Source organism: Bacillus cereus group sp. N14, assembly GCF_016483555.1.
In the GTDB taxonomy this organism is placed as follows: Bacteria; Bacillota; Bacilli; order Bacillales; family Bacillaceae_G; genus Bacillus_A; species Bacillus_A wiedmannii.
Window position 1 is genome coordinate 16,192 of record NZ_JAEHBQ010000021.1, and the last position, 19,359, is coordinate 35,550.

Consider the following 19,359-nt stretch of genomic DNA (forward strand, 5'->3'; position numbering starts at 1 on the left):
TTTCCGCAAGTGCTCTTTTTGGGGATTTTGAGATATCCTATTAAAGAAAGTTAAGGTTACTTAAAGTTAATAGGTATTTCTATTATATGCTTGTCCTTTTTATTTGTGCATAATCAATATATAAGAATTTATATTAACACTAAATAATTTTATTAATTACTGTTTTAGAATAAAGGTTATTCAACTCATTGCAAATAGGCTAAAAAAGATAAGCCAAAACTATTTTTAAAATATAAATTTAAAATCATACATTACTTGTTCAGCTACATTATCAGCTAATTGATTAACAAATTGATAAAACAAATACTAAATTTATTTTAAACCTAAAATCGGTAAGATTGTGTAATTAATCCTATATCCTTCAAACCCTGATGGCTTCACATCGTATTCCCACTTATGGAAGCATTCTGTTAACATGTATCCTACTTTTCCTTTATTCTCGTCTGTATTATGATTAATATAGCCGCATTGTTGGTGCGAGGTAATGATATCCCCAGAAATTTTCTCCACATTCTTAAAACGGCTAAGATCAGGCGTCACATCTATCCAACTTTGATTTGTTACTTTATCATAACGAGCTTTTAAACGATAAATAATCCAACCATTTGGTTGTTTGAGTACACTATTCTCTAAAGAGGCCTTATCTGAATAGTAAGTAACTACATCAATCTCAACTTCTTCTTTGTTTTTCATATCTTCCATGAATTGTACAACTTCACTATAATCTGTTTCTTTTAGTTCTTCCTCAAAAACACCAAGTGATACTAAAATTAGTATGAACGCTGTAATTGAAAATAAGGTAATGATTATCTGTTTTCTTGTCATGTAGTTCCCCCTAATTATATTAAACACTACACATGATATGGCTTTGAATATATTCACTCTAGTGGTCTAACGTTTTTCCTCCATTTTAAATTTCACCAAAATTAACCACATTATTGTTTCTAGAAATACTAAATGAAAATCATATTTTCAACATGGTTAAACTTCATTTTAAACAGACAACAGATAAGGTATACCTCGCCCGTTACGATATGACTACCTACTAATCTTTTTCTTTTGTACAAGCAATTAATAGCCGTAATTTTCACAAAACATTTTGACGTATTACTTATTCCAATATAAAATTATATGCAAACAATCAAAATTAACCTAAAATATATAAAGGGTATACCATACTAACAGTTAAATGCTTAGATTTGTCCTTTGCCATAATTAACAAGGATAGAGTAACATGAAAATAGAGAACGAGTACCGTTACTAATCACATGCAGGTTCTTTGAAAATTACATTTTCATACTATAAACATAAATAAAAGGGGTACATACGAAATGAACGGTTTAATGGAAAATAATTTAAGAACTTTGTTCCTTCTCTTTGTAAGTATAATTGTACTAGTATTTCAAACTATTATTTTTGTAAGAATAGTAAGAAACTGGTTCAAAACCAAAAATATAGATAAATTAAAAGAAGATAAACAGTATATTAAAAAGCTAACTATAGTATACATAGCAATTATGGTAATAGGCGCTATTACAAACTTACCTTTATTCGGATTTATATTGTTAGGCTTTATGTCTAATACTATTATATTAATGTCTTTAAAGATAGAATTGTCTAATACAAAATCAAGTCAGTTGAAAACTGTGAAGAACTCAAAGCTCATGTTATGGTTTGTAATGAACACTATACACTTAATACTTTTCTTTGTTGAGGGGATAAAACTCATTAAAAGTATTTAAGGCGATACTTTGAGATAACGATACGACTTCTTAGGTATCACTTAATTGCATAAAATTTACAATTTTATAGAAGCGATCGTATCTTTTAAAAGAAACAGTCGCTTCTATAAACATATATGTATTAAGATTTAAATTTTTTTACTGTACAAGGAATAGTTACGATATACAAATCTATAACATAGATTGTAACCCAAATCCTTTTTTTGTTTAGTTGAGATAAATGCTCTGAAACTTTTCTTTTCCCCCACCTTCTAGGAAACCATTTTTTCTCCTTTTCTTCTTTTTCTGACATTAAAACTCCACAAAAAATATCAAACGCATTTTATTTCTAATTTTATCACTGTATTTCCCCATATTTTAAGCGCTATCTAATCTTGTTTCTCTAGATTTATCTCTATTAAGACTTCTAGTTCATTTATAATTCCTAGTATGTTTGCCTTTATTATTTATGCAGAATATACAATCAATATATACTAATTTTTCACAGGTCTTTTCTACATTTTATCATTAAGAAATTAATTGAAGGTTTATTTTCTACATTCTTATTTGGTTCGTCAATTTCCGAAACTTGTACTAATCCATACTTATTAAAATCTTGTTTTATAGATTTAGAATCATAGAAGAACATTTTTACGCCTTCCATTATCTCATAATAGTCTTTATCCAACTGGTTTCCTTTTCCATACATAGGAGCTTTTTGAGAAACTGTTGTGAAAACCATATATCCACCTGGTTTTAACTGATTATAACAATCTTTAATAAAATTCTCTCTTTCCTGCTCATTCAACAAATGAAGAAGTGCATGACTAAATATCCCATCATACAGTTTGTTATCAAAAGGCATTTCGTTTACCGAACCGTGATACATACTAACATCTTCTAGTCCGTTTTCTCTTGCTAAATCAATTGCAGTTTTTGAAATTTCAATACCAGTTACATTTATACCATTTTCGATAAATACCTTTGCGTTTCTACCATATCCAATACCCGGAACTAGTATGTCTTTAACGTTCTTTTCTAGAAAAAAATCTTTTGTCAAAATTGCAGATTCTGTAGGTTCAAACCCCCACATCGTTTGTTTCTCAATAAAGCTTGATTCCCAAAATTCCATTTTATTTTTATCTCCTTATTCTTATCTCATGTATAACATCACATGAAAGACCTATTAATTTTAACGCTGCTTTTTTCCCCACAGTCACTATAGGTCCATTGAATATAGCATATTAATAAGCCTATATCTAATTTAAAGATTGGCTGAATATCTATTCTAAATATTAACCATTACGTTTAGAGAAAATATAAAAAAGCCAATACTTCCGTGTAGTATTAGCTTATCTAAAGAGAAATTATTTTTTTATTTTTTGCTGACCTAATATTTTTTCTAACATTTCTAAAGTTATCGGTTGAGCTTTCTCTATTAATTGATAACCAATACGCCCATTCGGTTCGGCCGTAACTTGCTGTAAACTCATTAAATCATGAATTCCTTTTTCTCTTAATTGCATATATAGTTGTTGTTCCGACATTTTTGCCTTCAGCAAATTCTCTTTTACAATTTCTCCGTTTTCAACAATTACAATGCTACTGCCATTTAGAAGTTTGATGATCCATCTTCCATTGTCAAAAAAATAAAAAGCACCCACATGGATGCATAGATTAAACTTATTCATTATTACTCTCTCCACTTTTATCATCAACTGATTTGGAGTCTAACATGCTGCCTATATCAGGCGGTAAAGCTACTGGTTGATTATCTTCATTAAACCATTGTTTCTTAAATTTACTCAATTCTTCATTTTTCTTATTTTCATCCATATTACCCCGCCTTTTATGTACATGATATTAAACACTTTACTTAATATGTACATTGAGAAAGATAATATACAATTTGTACATAATGAAAGAGCAACAACCCTTCTCTGTTTACGCAACCCGTTGTACCCAATAAAAATCCCCGTACATGCTACTCCTCATTTTGTTATCATATTAGTGACGAAATATATGTGAGCTACGTGACAAGTACGTGGTCATTTTATTCATATGAGACAAATACTTTTAAAGGAGTAATTATCCGCTCACTTAATTCCTCAAAACATTTTTCAAGAGCATTATAGTGAATTTCATGTTGAAAAATCTCTTCTATCCATGGCGTCTGTTCTATTTGATTAAAAAACCAATCTGCATGTTTTTGATAATCATATCCGTCACTTGAACCAATGATTTGCAATTCTTTTCGATAAAAGTCAGCGGTTAATGTTAGGTCTTCTATATTACCATCAGAAAGAATACATATTTCTCCATTACTATTAATAGCCTTTTGTAATGTGTGAAACCCACTATTTGTAGCAGAACATTCGAAACCGTAATTATATGTTTCTATTATTTGTTCTTCTGATTCATATATGTTTTTCGCACCAAATTTCTTTGCAAAATCTCTTCTATTTTTATTAGGTTCAACAACATCTACATGCTTAACACCTACATAGTATTTTAAAAAATAACAAGCGAGTAAACCAATAACTCCCATTCCAGTTATAAGTACTTTTTCATCCTGTCGCAGATTTAGTTTTAATACTCCTTTAGCAGCATCACACGAAAGAATAGATAATAAAGCAACTTTAGGTGTTATATAACTAGGCACTCGAATTACTTTATCCCCCTTAACTATTCCTATCGTTTCATGTCCATAAAAAGAAACTACTCTATCACCTACGTTTAAATTTGTTACTTTATTACCAACTTGAATAACTTCCCCATAACTTTCATAACCAGTTTTTCTTGGATAGATAGGATTTGTATCTGTAACATCCGATTCTTTATACTGTGGTAACTCTGCTCCAATACTTATTGCACCTGCAATTGTTTTAACGATAATTTCATCATCCTGTATAGACTTAATTTCGCGCGTTTCCCACTTAAGCCGTTTTGGTCCCTTTAAAACTAATTTATTTTGTTCCATTTATAACCCTCACATTTTATAAAAATATATTCTCACAAAATTTCAAACAATGTATAATAGATTCAACTAAAATTTAAGCTATAACGTTGGCTAGCACCCAACAGTGATAATATGATAATTGAATTTGATGGATATAGAATAAATGAGTATGTTATTGGCCTTACTTGTTCTCTTGACGAGTTAACACTAATGTATTTAAATGTCAAAAACAAACAGATATCTAATGAGGACCTTCTAAACTTATTTTGTGTACGTTATCATTATGAAAAAATTCCAAAGTTACTACAAGATAACTTCATGAGCGATGTCGTCATTGATTTAGATACAGGCTATATTTATATCCCTAATAGATAACAGTAAACTAGATTGATTGAATAGAAATTACGATTCAGCTAAGAATTTAATAAAATAAGTAATTGTCCAAATTACTGTCGCAAATTGAGTGACAAAATACATTGTCCATTCAAAACCAGTCAATTTTCTCTCTTGTCTTACCTTTTTTAAATATCTGTAAAATATAAATGTACATAAAAACATTAGTAACAACGATAATTGTTGTAAATCATCGACTAAACGTACTGCCATAGACTCCATCACCCTCCTATTCAAAATAAATGCTACACTTTAAGGTTATCATTTAAAGGTTATCATTTATTGGTAGTTTATTTCCATTTAAATTACTTATGTCCTAAATAAAAAGAGCACTCAGCTATTGAGTGCTCTAAAAAATATTAATTTTAAACTTATTCCTTGAAATGATTTCATGTAATTTCTCTTACCTTTTATAACTCAGTTCTATCACTTCCGGTATATGCTTGCTATCATATTTCCTCGTATAGATTTCACCATCTGGAGTAACAAATTGTAATACAACCTCACCACAAACACCATGTGGTATTTCAAATTCACCTTGTGCATTTGAAATGCTGCGTTCCTTACTTTCAATAGAATCTTCATAAATTTTCACATTAGATATAGGTTCGTTATTTTGATCTACGATAATACCTCTTGAATACTTACCAACCGCAATGCATTGATCATCTTTTTTATAATATTTAGTCACAACGATAGTTCCAATTATTATAGCGATACACACAAACAAGAGAATTATTTTGCGTCTCACAACAAACCTCCTAATTCAAATTATTCTTTTCTAAACTGAAAATTCAACTGTCCTGATTGTTTGATTTCCTCAATTACTTTACGAATACCTTCTTCAATTTTATCTTCTTTTACATTCGATACGTTTAACTTTAGCAACTTTTCTTTATGAAAATCATTTAAATAATTTCTATCAACTGAATCGATACTTATTTGATTTTCTCTTAATGTTTTTATGAAAGTTTCTATAGCTATGTTTTTTTGTATTTCTAAACAAGTGTGTATTCCCAATGTGTTTTGTCTATTATATGCAAATAATGATGGATTCTCATTTTGCACTTTTTTTAATGTTTCCGCTAATTTTATTGATCTATTATAGTAGGAAGATTTAATTTTATTTTTATGACGTTCGAACATACCACTCTTTATATAAATTTCTAAAGCCGCCTGAGAAATCATCGGACTATCAATATCTAATATCTTTTTATATGTATGGAAATCATTTGCGATGGATGGCGGAATGACCGCAACTCCAACCCGTAAACCTGGAAAAATAATCTTAGAGTAACTTTTCAAATATATTACATGATTACAATTATCCAAGTTATATAACGGATCTGTTTTTGAATCTGTTTCTAAATCTGCTAAATAATCATCTTCCACTATAAATACATTATATTTCTTAGCCAATAACACGATCTTTTCTTTCTCGTCTTTTGAATAAGAAGTTCCAAGCGGATGATGATATCTTGGTATTGTATAAAAGAATTTTATTTTACCTGTTCGAAAAATACGTTCCAATTCATTTAAGTCAATACCTTCATTTGTACGTTTAATACCGATTACAGGAATTTTATTTATTTCTAGATACTCAATATATAGATGATATGTTGGTTGTTCAATTAATATCGTTTCATTCTCATTTGGAAATGGTATAGAAGTTAGTATAGCTAGCGCTTGTTGTACACCTGACGTTATAAAAATATTTTCTTCTTTAGTGAAGACTTGATAATTTGCTAGTTGTTTTTGAATGACCGGAATTAAAGACGGTAAACCTTTCGGCGTTCCATATACGAACAAGTCATTTTTATATGTATCAATGGCTTTATTAATACAATGTTGAAAATCTAAATATGGAAAAACATCTGGATCTGGTGCTGAAGAGGCAAAGTCAATTATCTCGTTACTTTCAATGGTACTCCCTGATTTTTTAACAACGTAGTATCCACTCTGAGGCACGGAATAAATAATATGACGCTTTTCTAATTCGTGAAGTGCACGTATAACTGTTGCCTTATTACATTTATATTGCATAACGAGTGACCGTATAGACGGTAATTTCTTTCCTTCTTTTATCTCTCCATATTGAATCATATTTTCTAAATCATTTAAAACATGTAAATACTTATACATTATGACACCTCTTACGCTTATTTTGTACCGGTACAGTTTGTATTTATTCACATTGTAGCACTAGATCAGAAAGATTAATATGTACGTATACTGGCCAGTAAAAAATCAGTTACTATGAGGTGAAATTATGAAACTTACAACAAAGGCATATTTATCAGCTTTACTCTATTCATTTATTATTGGATTTTCCTTTTTATTCGTGAAACTAACACTAACCATTACAAGCCCTCTTGATACTCTGGCTCATCGTTTTACAGTTGCTTTCATAGCAGCAAATATTCCGATTATTTTTGGATTCGTAAAGTTAAATATATCATTAAAAAACATACTTTCTCTTTTACCAATTGCGTTTTTTTATCCAGCACTTTTTTTTGCTTTTCAAGCTTTTGGCTTAGTGTATACAAGTTCCTCTGAGGCGGGAATTATACAAGCGGCGATTCCTATATTTACGATGATGTTAGCTTCCTATTTTTTAAAAGAGTATACAAATACATGGCAAAAAATATCTGTACTCATTTCTGTCATCGGTGTCATTTATATATTTATCATGAATGGTATAGGGACTCATGAAACTAGTTTCATAGGTGTTATTCTTATTTTGCTATCGGCATTATCATCTGCTTTCTATAATGTGTTAGCTCGAAAAATGACGAAGGAATTCAAACTAATGGATTTAACTTACACTATGACAGTAATCGGCTTTATTAGCTTTAATTTAATCGCAATCGCCAGCCATATAAGTAAAGGTACAATAACGGTATACTTTAAACCTTTTACGAATGGAACATTTCTTATCTCTATTTTATATTTAGGGTTACTATCGTCCTTGCTGACGGCATTGCTATTAAACTATTCCTTATCTTATATTGAAGCAGCTAAAATAAGTGTTTTCAGCAACTTATCTACACTTATTACAATTATCGCGGGTGTTGTATTCTTACATGAACAAATCACATACTATCACATCATCGGAACAATTTTGATTGTTCTTGGAGTAGTGGGCACAAACTTCTTAGGAAAAAAAGGGATTGTAGTAAAGAAGAAGAATACTTCCTTAAGAAAATAAAAAGTGAGGGATATATATTGCAACGTGTAAATACGATTGATATTAGTAACGTTCTAGAATTAGAAAATGCTCTTTCTACTTTATTAAATGAAGCGATTTCTTCAAAACTAGAGCTTGAAAACTGGTTAAAAAAACAATCTACAGTCATTTGGGAAATTGAAGAACAATTAACATCGCACTATATCGCCTTTCAATGTAGTACAGATAATAAAAAAATAAAAGATACTTTTGAATATGATCAACAATATGTACGACCTCTTTTGAAACGTTATCAAAATTCATTTGATAATAAATATTTAGAGTCCCCTTTTCGAATGGAACTTGATCCAAAAACGTATAGCTTACTAGATAAAAAAATAAAGAATGCGCAAACATTATTTTGTGAAAAGAACATTGATTTAGAAATAAGCGAAGACAAATTAGTAACCGAGTACTTCGAAATTACAGGTGGTTTAACTGCGCTATGGGACGGTGAAGAAAAGACAATTACCGAACTACAGTCTTACTTACAAGATCCGGATCGTCATATACGAAAAAAAGCAAAAACGCTCATTTCTGAAACATTTTTATCTGTTGAAGATACATTACAACATATATTAAATGAATTAATCGTAATCCGTCATCAAAAAGCAAAAAATATTCAATTAGATAATTATCGCGATTATATGTTTAAAAAACATGAACGTTTTGATTATACGCCTGATGATTGCTATGAACTTGCTGAATCTATTCGTAAATACGTAGTACCACTTATCGATAAAATATTTAATGAGAAAACATCTGAACTTCAAGTAGATAGTCTTCGTCCATGGGATCTAAAAGCAACCGCACCAAATCAAAAAGCATTAAAACCTATCGAAGACGCCAGTGAATTAATCGAAAAAAGTTCTCATATTTTACACAAACTAGATCCTGAATTTTCTAGATTACTGGACCGTATGCGTAAAAATAATTGCTTAGATTTAGAAAGTCGTAAAGGAAAAGGACCAGGAGGATTTTGCGAATATTTACCTGCTTCTCGATTATCTTTCGTTTTCATGAATCTCAATCATACACATTATGATGTTACTACTTTCCTCCATGAAATGGGTCATAGTATTCATAATGAATGTATGAAGCAGTTAGAACTTCAAAAATATTTGGAAATCCCTTCTGAATCAGCAGAACTCGCTAGCATGACAATGGAATTATTTTCGATGGAGTATTGGGATACATTTTATGAGAATACAGAAGAATTTATAAAAGCAAAATTAGATTTCTTTATAGATATTGTTAAGTACTTACCACAAATGCTTATCGTTGATCAATTCCAACATTGGATGTATGAGAATCCTAATCATACTGCTAAGGAAAGAAACGAAAAATATTTAGAATTACATAACACTTACCAATCGAGCGTCTTAAATATTGAAGGGTATGAAAATTGGATCGCAACTGGTTGGTTACCTGTATTACACATATTCGAAATACCGTTCTATTACATCGAATATGCTATCGCACAACTTGGTGCATTGCAAATGTATAAACAATATAAAGAAAATCCTAAACAAGCACTAGAAAATTATAAAAAAGCTTTATCATTAGGTAGCTCTAAATCTTTAACTGAAGTATATGAAGCAGCCGGTATTCGTTTTGATTTTTCTGGAGAAACGATTAAAGAACTAATGTTATTTGTAGAGGGCGAATTAGAGTCCCTTGAACAATTGTAAGAAGAAAGCTGTTCCTATATTTTAGGTTCAGCTTTCTTCTTTATTTTATTTATCAATTCTATGTACTGAGAATTACCATATCCGATTGTTGGAAAAAGATGAAACAACTTTGTTAATAATTCTTGATTTGATAAACCTTGATTTTTAGAGATGAATTTCATTACGATATTATCTTCTTTTAGCATTTCTAAATATAAGTCTATAGCCTGATACATTACAGGTGGTACCTTACGGGAAGTCTTTTTGTGGTTTATTAATACTTCATTGTATATAGAAGAATAATTCCCCAATTCAAGTTCAATTTGACTTACTTTAAATTCATCCTCCCTGAAACTATTTAAGTATACTTTTCCTTCATAACAAGACTGTTCAAGATATGAAAGGATAGTAAGTAGATTCATTTGGCAAAACATATCTTCACCAAACCATAAAACAATGCATTTATAATTTTTCGTAAAAAGGTTTTCTAAAGGGTCTATAACCTTTTTTGTATAACATTCTATTGAACTGTTATGACCTTCTGCTCTTGTTTTAATAAACTCTTCATTAAAAACTTGTGTAGTAGCCAGGTTCACACACATTGCCTCATTAAATGGTGCATATTCAGAATCACCCATTAGCTTTTCATTTTTAAATTCTTCATACATCATTTGACCATTTAATATGTTTAGTACATCTTTATCAAACAGCTCTCTTTTTGCATTTCGTAACTGCTCAACCTCTAATTTTCTAGAAACGTTCATTTTAAACTCCCCCTCTATTTTTAGTTTAATAAATGACTGAACAGGCATTTTGTTAAGTTGGAATTCTCTTGGATTCATTCCAAAAAACATTTTTGAAAGCTCTACTATAAGCCTCTTGCGAAGAATAATCATAATCCAATGCAATATCTATTATCTTTCTATCATTCGTCAACTCCCCCGTAGATAAATACAATCTTCTCAAAAGAATATAACGTCTAATACTAATGCCTGTTACTTGGTGAAATCTAAAAGAACAGTAATACGGAGAATAACCCATATAACACGATAATTCATTTAATGAAAATTCTTCTTTTAAATTGCTCTCAATCCAATCAATCATCTTCTGTATATATTCATTCATTTACTCCCCCCTTATTAAGCATTATAAAAGATGTTCATTACTTTCTTTTGATACTTCTTGTGTTTTATAACATGGGCCATTCATTACATCGCTTCATTTTAAAGGATATCAAAAATAAAACACGAATGTTGTAAATTAAGAGTCTTTTAGTTCTCAAGTAAAAAATTAAAGTTTGGAAAGGATGTTACAATGAACGAGCTAGAAAAAGAAATACTTCAATTAATAAATGGACAATATTCGTTAAATTTTATTAACATTAAACCAATAACGAATGAAATGTATCAATGTCTTACAGAACTAGGTACATACTTCATTAGAATTACAAACTACAAAACATATGAAGAACAGTTAGAAGAAGTTACATATACGAACTTTTTATATGAAAATGGTTTAGCAGTTCCTCCAATCATACATTCTCTTAATGGGAATTTAGTAGAAAAGTTAACATTAGACAAAGAGATTTTTGCTGTATTATATAAAGCTGCGCCTGGCATACATTTACCAAGGTACGAATGGAATTCTAATATATTTAGAAAGCTTGGTAAACAAATTGGAAAATTACATCGTATTTCTAAAAGTTTTGAACAGACTAAACCGGTTAAACATATAAACGATTGGTATGAAAATGAAGAGTATAATTTTCTTAAGTATATCCCTAAAGAAGAAACTACTATAAGAGAAATTGCATCTGACGTTTTAACTTCTATAAAAAAGCTACAAAAACCCACTTCAAATTACGGCTTAATTCACGGTGATTTATGGTTAGAAAACATTTTAGTTGAAAACAATTCAAACTTAACAATGATTGATTTTCAAGACTGTGAAAAACATTTTTACATATTTGATTTAGCAGTTCCTATTTATAGTGCGATAGAATATTCATTTGCTGGAAATGGGAATATCGTTGACTATGAGCATTCTATTACAAATGCACTATTTGAAGGATATCAAGAAGAAAATGAACTCCCAAAAGAGATGATAGACAAGTTTCCATTGTTTATAAAATTAAAGGAGATTTTTGAATATAGCTTAATGCATATGTATTGGGATAAAAAAGAATTAACTGAGGAACAAGTACGGATAATAAATCTTTATAGGATGAAGATCGAAACTAAATATACCTATATTAATGTTTAAAAATGCTGTTGTTTAACTACAAGGAAACTTTAGTTAAACAACAGCATTTTAGCTACTAGACAACCTTTGTTGTATTACTTATAAATACTGATTCAATAATCTGTTTACATATAATTCATTTTGCGGAGATACTTTCTCAGAAAATCTAGCTGCAATTATAATAGGAGCCCATTGAAAGATCTCATCTCTTGTTAGATCGGTATTACGGCAATATATTTGCAAATACATTTCTGCTAATTCTATATGAGACTGCGCATACAATAAATATGTACGAAACACATCTGCACGAATATCACCTGAGCAAGCATCTACCCAGTCTATAATACTTACATTCTTTTCACTCAAAATTAGATTAAATGGATGGAAATCGCCATGGCATAATCTAGGTTCAAATTTGATTGAATGTAACTTATTCAATATACTTTCCTTTTGTTTTTCATCCAATTTATAAACAGATTTAATTTGTGGCTCTAACCTTCCTCTCATTGATTCTATTTCATCTATGTTCACACGTATAGCATGAATCTTTTTTTGCTCATTGACACAAATATTTATGTAATGCTCTGCTTCATTTAGATTGTTTAGCAGGAGATCCCCAATACTTTCTCCTTTTACATATTCCATAATAATTGCCTGTCTAGCTTGTACCTTTGTCACTTCAAATACATTTGGAACTGGTAGTCCACATGAATAAGCATATTTTTGTTTTTTTGCTTCATTCATAGACTCTGTATCAGTAAGATATTCCTTGAATAATTTAATTACTTTATTTTCATAAAGATATATGTTAGCAGTATTTCCTTTAGCTATCGGCTCACCTAAATCCAAGTTTTCCCCTCCTATTCCTAATACCTTTAGTTTAATTCACTTTAACTACTGTATATCCTTCTACTCATCTAAACCTTATCATTACAAAGACCTTTAAAATGATAAGGAAAAAATACGTATTGAAAATAGCATTTATATTTCCGCATATTTATAAGACTTCTTTAATGACATTCATAATTTTTTGCTTCGTATGACTTAAATAATTTTTATTTTTAGAAGAAATTAATATACCAATCGGAATTTTAGAATTAAACCCCTTAACCTTAAAAGATAGTACTTCTTCATTCAAAATTGTACCTTTCGGGATAATTCCAATCGTATTCCCAAAAAGCATTTCTGGAATGAGATTTAATGCACTACAATTGTAAATTCTTTTAAAAGATAAATTATTTTCCGCTAGGAGAGAACTTACAGATTGATAGGAATAACAATTACTTTCACCTACAATAACGGGATAATCTACAATATCAAATACTTCAACAAATTCTTTTTGTAACAAAGGATGCTCGGGATTATTCACTATAAATTCAATTTGTTCATCACATATAACAATAAATTTTACATTTGATATATTTTCATTATTTCCACACACGGCAAAATCAATCTTATTATGGTCTATCATTTCTGATAAAAGTGCTGTATTTCCTACTACAAAATCACAATGTATATATGGTTTTTCAGCATTTAAAAACTTTAATATTATCGGTATTAACCTTTTAGAAACAGATTCTAATAGGCCTATTCTCAAACTCCCTTTCTCTTCATTACTAATTCGTTGAGCTTGAGAAATGGAATATTCCCAATGAATTAATAAATTTTCTACTTCTTCTGCAAAAAGTTTTCCTTCTTCTGTTAATCTTGCATCCCATCCTCTTTCAAACAAAAGAAAACCAATTTCACTTTCCAGCTTTTTTATATGTGCTGTAACTGTTGATTGTGCATAGTTTAATTGTTTAGCAGCTTGTGAAAACGTTCCTTCTTCAATAATTTTTTTAAATGTAAGTAATTCTTTCATTTCCATTTCAAACACCATCTTCATCGGTTTTATTGATAATAAGTTAATATATTTTCAATTATACAAATGGAAGTATTGGAAGTAAAATGAAATCAAAAGAAAAGGAGTGCTATATTATGCCATTTGTCACTGTTTATCATCCTGAAAAATTATCCGATAATAAGTTATTAAAAAATGTAAGTAAACAAATTCACCATTCGTTAATTGAACATTTCAATATTCCCGAAAATGATTATTTTCAAATGTTTTTACCTTATCCTTCTCATCAACTTTTTTATAATTCATCTTACCTTTTAGAAGGTTCAATAAAACGATCCAACAATATGATTTATGTTTCTATTACGTGTGGACCAGGAAGAACAATTAATCAAAAAAAGGATTTATATAAAGCTATAGCCACTATTACAGCTAATATATTACAAATCTCTACTGCTGATGTTTTCATTACACTACATGAGACACCTATAGAGAATTGGTCATTCGGTCAAGGAATAGCTCAAATGTTAAATCAACATAATAACTAATTTTTCATTTCTAATAACAAAATTAAACTTACCGCTCTCTATAATGATATAGAAAGTGGTAAGTTTAATTGATTAGGAATATCAGAATGAAACTCTTGTGTATACAAGAGAGTAAATGCATATCCCTGCTCAATAAAAAATACTTCATTATGTTTACATTCATATGGAACACTATTTTTCTTAAAATTATTTTGGATTTGCTGTAAAAATACAAGATCTGGTGTTCCGAAAGTAACGTGTACTTTCGGTGGTAATGCTTTCATCGCAATTGGAATCCAAGGTCGCTGCCACCAAGTCGCAACAATATATGCAGTTCCACCAACTACAAAGTTGAAAATATCCCCATCTTCCATCGTTTTCAAATTTAGATTTGATTTCAACCATTCTGTAAATACAGGTACACTTTTAACAGGAAGACCGATTTCCCTTACATATAAAATGTTTAAAGGAGACTGCGGTACTAATACATCTTCTTTAACATAACTATGTGCGATAATTTCGAGAAGATTTCCATCACCGTCTTTAAAATATAAATTGAATAGGCCATTCTCTTCACCAATTGTATTTCCATCTTTCCATTTCACTATAAGTAACCCAGACTTTTCAAGCCATCTTGCTGTTTCATGAAATTTTGAATATGGAATCTCAAAAGCGAAATGCGCAGGTGCAATTGGTTCGTATACTTCTTGAAAACTAATTGTTGTATACGGTGTGACTTCAAATTGAATAAATGATGCTGTTTCTTTTTTTATTGGAAAAGATAATATGTCCTTATAAACTTGTTTTACCCCTTCTATGGAAACCGTTTGTAGTTTTATATCTGATATATGTGTAATCATTATAATTAACCTCCAAATTCATTATATTTATTAGTATTGTATTTCAAAAACTAACAGGAAAAATCCACCTGGAGATTGAAACTTTAATTAACAAACTAATACTTTTGTATTAGAACAGTTAAGTTAACATTTTCGGCTAATGCCACATATCTTAAACTAAAAGGAGTGTTGTATTGTGACTCAAAGAATTTCCTACTATGAAGCTGCACCTGACGCTATGAAAATTATGATGGACATGGAAAAGTACACAAAGCAATCTACGATTAATCGCACGATTAGAGAACTTATTAAAATTAGAGTTTCTCAGATCAATGGCTGTGCTTACTGCTTAGATTTACATACATCTGATGCACGAAAAATGGGAGCGACTGAACAAAGAATTTATTGCTTAAGTACTTGGGATGAATGTACTTTTTATACAGCAGAAGAAAAACTCGCTATTGAACTAGCCGAGCATATTACACTAATTCCTACTAAAAGAGTTCCTGATTCCCTATATAAACGAGTATGCGAACATTATGATGAAAAACAATATATTGACCTTATCTTGATTATTAATCAAATTAATAGTTGGAATAGAATTTCTATCGCGATGGGAAATACACCGGCTAAAAAATAGCACTCTAAGCAACTTACTTACTCTATACATTATTTCTTTATTACATATAATTCAAAAAGGTTGACTTTGCCAATTTTACCTTATTTCTACTACTATTACTTCTGGATAATCCCAATAAAAATGCTTAGAATCTGGGATTAATTTTACTGTCGTACTTGTTCTCTGTATAAAAATACTCGCTGCCTTACCTCTATATCCATCCCAATTTTCTGTTACTGAAGCACGAATTAATATTATATTAAATGGAGACCATTTTGTATAAACTTCTTTCCCGCACAAAAAGCTGCTTTTCTTAAAGAAAAGCAGCTTTTACTTTATAACATATTATAATTTTACAGCAATAATCATAAACCTTTTTGAATTTGTGCGAATCCCTTTTTCAAAACTATTTGCGTCAATGAACTTTTGTAAAATAGTAAAATCCTCTTCCTCTTCTCCAAAATTAGGAATAATAGGCGTATGTTTTAATAAGAAAATAAGATCTTCAGGCGTACTGTAATAATCAGTAACATTATATTCACGTACTTGCACGAGTTCAAATCCTGCACTACTAAGTTCCCTCATATACTTTTCTTTTAAAGTTCCATCTCTTTCACCTAAGCATTGTCCTCTACCAAATGCTTCTTTCAAGTTTAATTTATCATGTTCACTAACTTGTTGCGTTAAGAAAAAAGCATCCTTTTTCATTACTTTTGATAATTCAGTCGCTGCAAATGGCGCATGACAACTTGAAGCTATATCAAAATGCACATACGGAAACGCTAAAGCTTCAGAATCCATTTGAAGAAACTCAACATTTTGTAAACCTGATTTTTTCAAGTTAGAATGTGCTGTTTCAATCATTCCGTTAGAACTATCTATTCCAATTAATAATTTAGTCGAAGACGCTATGTTAAGTACATTTTCTCCTCCGCCTGTACCAACATCTAGTAAAATATGTGATGGCTTGCATCTTTCTTTTACCTCTCTATAAAAGTCCCATGAATCTCCTACAGTTTCACATTTTATTTTACTAAAATCCCATCCATTTAATCTTCCTACTTTATCATAAAAGTTTTTGTACTCTAATTCGTTCATTTTATTATTTCCCCTTTGTTAATATGCATAAAATGTTTAATCCTGATCATCCCCGAAATAGACTCATAGTTTATATATTCGTAAATCTCCTTTTATATCAAGTACGCATCTCTCAATCCCAAACAATTACTTACTTCGAGCTATACATAAATTCATCCCACCACAATTAAAAGAATATATGTACGATAACATCATTCAATTCAGTATATTATAAAATACAAATTATCAAAATAGCAGCTTTACATATTTCAGTTTACATAATATATTTACAGTTCATCTTCATTAATATATTCTAAATGTCTTCTTCCCCAACCACACATGCTATCTAACACAGTACTTACTGTTTTTCCATGCTCAGATAAACTATATTCCACTTTAGGTGGTATTTCTTGATAAATTTCGCGTTCTATTAGTTGATCTTGCTCTAATTCACGCAATTGCTTCGCTAACGTCCCTTGAGATATATCTGGTATTAATCGCTTTAATTCACCAAACCGTATTGTTCCGTCTGTTAATAATATAAACAAAATAAGTGGTTTCCATTTCCCACCGATTATTTGTAATGTTGCTATTACACCATTTAACTTTGGTTCTTGTAAATCCATTTTTCACACCTCTCCTCTGACATCACAAATCTTTTTTCACATTGCATATCCGCATGAATAGTGATTAGTACGAAATATGCGACTATGTACATAAAAAGTGCGTACTTTTCACTTGCTATCTTTTAGCGAATAATAAAGACATAATAGCTTTATTTTAACGTTTTTATTAAAGGAGTGGCTTAAATATGTCTATTACTACATTAAAAGGTAGCCGTATCGTTATCATTGGTGGGAGTTCTGGTATTGGGTTTGCAACAGCACAACAAGCAATTGAACAAGGCGCACATGTTATTATTGCCGCACGATCTGAAGAAAAATTAAATAATGCTCGGGAAGTTTTAAATAATAATCGTCTGCAAACTTATGTATTGGATAATCAAAATAAAGAGCAATTAAAACATTTTTTCAAGACAGTTGGGGTTTTTGACCATTTATTCACACCGGGAGCCTCTTACACACTTGGACCTATAACTGCTACAGATAATATTGCTGAAAGTAGCTTTATCGGAAAGTTTTGGCCGCAATATTATGCTGTAAAATATGCAGTTCCTTTTCTCTCAAACACTGGATCTATCGTATTAATGTCCGGTGCATTTAGTCAAAGACCACTTAAAGGAGCGCCTGCTTACGGTGCATGTAATGGCGCTATTGAAAGTTTAGGGAAAGCTTTAGCTGTTGAACTAGCTCCAATTAGAGTTAATGTTGTTTCTCCCGGAACGATTCAAAGAGAGAATGAACAAAATGAAAATAGATTAGCTGCTTATGAAGCTTATAAATCTCTCTCTCTTGTACAGCGAGCTGGATATTATGATGAAATTGCGCACACTGTACTATATTTAATGCAAAATAGTTTTACTACGGGTAATGTATTGTTTCCTGATGGAGGATACACTTATCATTAAATTATTTAAAACAAAAGCCACTTATTAAGGTGGCTTTTTGTTGCTAATTTAGAAACTGTTGAAGCAATACAGGATCCTTTTTTAAAAGTTCTGCTAAAAACATAAGTTGCGGAAAAGGTTGTAAGATTAACTCTTTATTCATTTTTTCTTTCAATACAGCTATTCCATCTTGCTTAATATAATCATTTAGTGTTATTTCCTTACTACAAATAAGCCTAATATCATTTACTGAAAGTAATAAGAGCCCGTTCGTTTCAGAAGATGGAGTTGGTTCATTTTCTGCATATGCCATATACATAGTAGATAAAGTTTCATCTCGACTATCAATAATTAATATTGGATTGATTTCATTTTCTACTATTATTTTCTTTGATTGTGCATCCCAATTCTTTTTATAATATGTACATGGTGAACTCAATATAGCAATATCGATAGTAGCTTCTTCTTTCACTTCTCTTTTAGCGGTTTCTACTGCTGTTTCATCCCCTTCTTTATGTCCTCCGAGCCTTACTACACCTAATGTATCACCTTTATTCGTTGGACCAACTTGAAAAACAAATAAATTCTTATATATTACATACGCACCAGCTGTTCGCACATTCTTATCTATATGTATCAATATTTTCCCTCCTAACGACCTTTGAACAAAATAGTTTACTATAATTTTATTATGTATTTAAATTATCTTCAATTTAACACACAGCATCAAGTAGGTTTTG

23 protein-coding genes and 2 pseudogenes are annotated in these 19,359 nt (G+C 30.2%); 8 read left to right on the forward strand and 17 right to left on the reverse strand.

Features of this window, described 5'->3' with window-relative positions; all coding sequences use genetic code 11:
- Window positions 1-312 precede the first annotated feature (312 nt).
- Window positions 313-825, reverse strand: a complete 513-nt coding sequence (locus JDS82_RS23110; RefSeq protein ID WP_000197226.1) for a hypothetical protein — start codon at window positions 823-825, stop codon at window positions 313-315.
- 506 nt (window positions 826-1,331) lie between these two features.
- Here JDS82_RS23110 and JDS82_RS23115 point away from each other — a divergent pair.
- The gene (locus JDS82_RS23115) at window positions 1,332-1,742 is read left to right on the forward strand and encodes a hypothetical protein (protein WP_001013789.1); all 411 of its coding nucleotides are present in this window, start codon (window positions 1,332-1,334) and stop codon (window positions 1,740-1,742) included.
- 121 nt (window positions 1,743-1,863) lie between these two features.
- Here the strand turns inward: JDS82_RS23115 and JDS82_RS23120 are convergent, their stop codons facing one another.
- The 5 genes and pseudogenes from JDS82_RS23120 to JDS82_RS23140 all read right to left on the reverse strand — a co-directional run bounded on the left by JDS82_RS23120 (window position 1,864) and on the right by JDS82_RS23140 (window position 4,701).
- On the reverse strand, window positions 1,864-2,034 hold the full coding sequence (locus JDS82_RS23120; RefSeq protein ID WP_199714010.1) for a hypothetical protein: 171 nt from the start codon (window positions 2,032-2,034) through the stop codon (window positions 1,864-1,866).
- Between the two features lie 189 nt (window positions 2,035-2,223).
- Window positions 2,224-2,853: a class I SAM-dependent methyltransferase gene (locus JDS82_RS23125; protein ID WP_199714011.1), complete on the reverse strand. Its 630-nt coding sequence runs from the start codon at window positions 2,851-2,853 to the stop codon at window positions 2,224-2,226.
- 235 nt (window positions 2,854-3,088) lie between these two features.
- Window positions 3,089-3,418 (reverse strand): annotated as a pseudogene (locus JDS82_RS23130) (YetF domain-containing protein); the annotation flags it as partial.
- Window positions 3,405-3,557, reverse strand: coding sequence for a hypothetical protein (locus JDS82_RS23135; protein WP_000344139.1), 153 nt, complete (start codon window positions 3,555-3,557; stop codon window positions 3,405-3,407). The pseudogene JDS82_RS23130 and the gene JDS82_RS23135, both read right to left, overlap by 14 nt.
- A 217-nt stretch (window positions 3,558-3,774) precedes the next feature.
- Window positions 3,775-4,701: a zinc-binding dehydrogenase gene (locus JDS82_RS23140; protein WP_000437352.1), complete on the reverse strand. Its 927-nt coding sequence runs from the start codon at window positions 4,699-4,701 to the stop codon at window positions 3,775-3,777.
- Between the two features lie 111 nt (window positions 4,702-4,812).
- Here JDS82_RS23140 and JDS82_RS29845 point away from each other — a divergent pair, with 111 nt between their 5' ends.
- Window positions 4,813-5,055, forward strand: coding sequence for a hypothetical protein (locus tag JDS82_RS29845; protein WP_046955964.1), 243 nt, complete (start codon window positions 4,813-4,815; stop codon window positions 5,053-5,055).
- A gap of 27 nt (window positions 5,056-5,082) precedes the next feature.
- Here the strand turns inward: JDS82_RS29845 and JDS82_RS23145 are convergent, their stop codons facing one another.
- The 3 genes from JDS82_RS23145 to JDS82_RS23155 all read right to left on the reverse strand — a co-directional run bounded on the left by JDS82_RS23145 (window position 5,083) and on the right by JDS82_RS23155 (window position 7,215).
- A complete protein-coding gene (locus JDS82_RS23145; protein ID WP_000290978.1) occupies window positions 5,083-5,286 on the reverse strand; it encodes a hypothetical protein in 204 nt (67 codons plus the stop codon).
- Between the two features lie 190 nt (window positions 5,287-5,476).
- Window positions 5,477-5,824 carry a hypothetical protein gene (locus tag JDS82_RS23150; RefSeq protein WP_001253113.1) on the reverse strand — a complete coding sequence of 116 codons (348 nt, stop codon included), beginning with the start codon at window positions 5,822-5,824 and terminating at the stop codon, window positions 5,477-5,479.
- Window positions 5,825-5,844: 20 nt separating this feature from the next.
- On the reverse strand, window positions 5,845-7,215 hold the full coding sequence (locus JDS82_RS23155) for an aminotransferase-like domain-containing protein (RefSeq protein ID WP_000280139.1): 1,371 nt from the start codon (window positions 7,213-7,215) through the stop codon (window positions 5,845-5,847).
- 127 nt (window positions 7,216-7,342) lie between these two features.
- Between JDS82_RS23155 and JDS82_RS23160 the strand changes: the two genes are divergently transcribed.
- Window positions 7,343-8,281, forward strand: coding sequence for a DMT family transporter (locus tag JDS82_RS23160; protein WP_199714012.1), 939 nt, complete (start codon window positions 7,343-7,345; stop codon window positions 8,279-8,281).
- Between the two features lie 17 nt (window positions 8,282-8,298).
- On the forward strand, window positions 8,299-9,990 hold the full coding sequence (locus JDS82_RS23165; protein WP_199714013.1) for a M3 family oligoendopeptidase: 1,692 nt from the start codon (window positions 8,299-8,301) through the stop codon (window positions 9,988-9,990).
- 14 nt (window positions 9,991-10,004) lie between these two features.
- Here JDS82_RS23165 and JDS82_RS23170 read toward each other — a convergent pair.
- Window positions 10,005-11,094 (reverse strand): annotated as a pseudogene (locus JDS82_RS23170) (helix-turn-helix domain-containing protein).
- A gap of 189 nt (window positions 11,095-11,283) precedes the next feature.
- Here JDS82_RS23170 and JDS82_RS23175 point away from each other — a divergent pair.
- The gene (locus tag JDS82_RS23175; protein WP_199714014.1) at window positions 11,284-12,231 is read left to right on the forward strand and encodes a phosphotransferase enzyme family protein; all 948 of its coding nucleotides are present in this window, start codon (window positions 11,284-11,286) and stop codon (window positions 12,229-12,231) included.
- Window positions 12,232-12,309: 78 nt separating this feature from the next.
- Here JDS82_RS23175 and JDS82_RS23180 read toward each other — a convergent pair whose 3' ends face one another.
- Both JDS82_RS23180 and JDS82_RS23185 read right to left on the reverse strand, forming a co-directional pair.
- On the reverse strand, window positions 12,310-13,059 hold the full coding sequence (locus JDS82_RS23180; protein ID WP_199714015.1) for an aminoglycoside phosphotransferase family protein: 750 nt from the start codon (window positions 13,057-13,059) through the stop codon (window positions 12,310-12,312).
- Window positions 13,060-13,207: 148 nt separating this feature from the next.
- A complete protein-coding gene (locus JDS82_RS23185) occupies window positions 13,208-14,080 on the reverse strand; it encodes a LysR family transcriptional regulator (RefSeq protein WP_000425261.1) in 873 nt (290 codons plus the stop codon).
- Between the two features lie 110 nt (window positions 14,081-14,190).
- On the opposite strand from JDS82_RS23185, the gene JDS82_RS23190 reads away from it, so the two are divergent.
- On the forward strand, window positions 14,191-14,598 hold the full coding sequence (locus tag JDS82_RS23190; RefSeq protein WP_001117406.1) for a tautomerase family protein: 408 nt from the start codon (window positions 14,191-14,193) through the stop codon (window positions 14,596-14,598).
- Between the two features lie 38 nt (window positions 14,599-14,636).
- Here the strand turns inward: JDS82_RS23190 and JDS82_RS23195 are convergent, their stop codons facing one another.
- Window positions 14,637-15,437 (reverse strand): VOC family protein, encoded by an 801-nt coding sequence (locus JDS82_RS23195; RefSeq protein ID WP_048566363.1) that lies wholly within the window; start codon window positions 15,435-15,437, stop codon window positions 14,637-14,639.
- 175 nt (window positions 15,438-15,612) lie between these two features.
- On the opposite strand from JDS82_RS23195, the gene JDS82_RS23200 reads away from it, so the two are divergent.
- A complete protein-coding gene (locus JDS82_RS23200) occupies window positions 15,613-16,056 on the forward strand; it encodes a carboxymuconolactone decarboxylase family protein (RefSeq protein WP_199714016.1) in 444 nt (147 codons plus the stop codon).
- Between the two features lie 75 nt (window positions 16,057-16,131).
- On the opposite strand, the gene JDS82_RS23205 is transcribed toward JDS82_RS23200, so the two are convergent.
- The 3 genes from JDS82_RS23205 to JDS82_RS23215 form a co-directional block, all read right to left on the reverse strand.
- On the reverse strand, window positions 16,132-16,335 hold the full coding sequence (locus JDS82_RS23205; protein ID WP_000334476.1) for a hypothetical protein: 204 nt from the start codon (window positions 16,333-16,335) through the stop codon (window positions 16,132-16,134).
- Window positions 16,336-16,380: 45 nt separating this feature from the next.
- A complete protein-coding gene (locus tag JDS82_RS23210) occupies window positions 16,381-17,133 on the reverse strand; it encodes a class I SAM-dependent methyltransferase (protein ID WP_088091511.1) in 753 nt (250 codons plus the stop codon).
- Window positions 17,134-17,399: 266 nt separating this feature from the next.
- Window positions 17,400-17,738, reverse strand: a complete 339-nt coding sequence (locus JDS82_RS23215) for a winged helix-turn-helix transcriptional regulator (RefSeq protein WP_199714017.1) — start codon at window positions 17,736-17,738, stop codon at window positions 17,400-17,402.
- Window positions 17,739-17,923: 185 nt separating this feature from the next.
- Here JDS82_RS23215 and JDS82_RS23220 point away from each other — a divergent pair, with 185 nt between their 5' ends.
- Complete coding sequence (locus tag JDS82_RS23220) at window positions 17,924-18,640, forward strand: SDR family oxidoreductase (protein WP_088058063.1); 717 nt, start codon at window positions 17,924-17,926, stop codon at window positions 18,638-18,640.
- 43 nt (window positions 18,641-18,683) lie between these two features.
- Here the strand turns inward: JDS82_RS23220 and JDS82_RS23225 are convergent, their stop codons facing one another.
- Complete coding sequence (locus tag JDS82_RS23225; protein ID WP_097816342.1) at window positions 18,684-19,259, reverse strand: NUDIX hydrolase; 576 nt, start codon at window positions 19,257-19,259, stop codon at window positions 18,684-18,686.
- Between the last annotated feature and the right edge of the window lie 100 nt (window positions 19,260-19,359).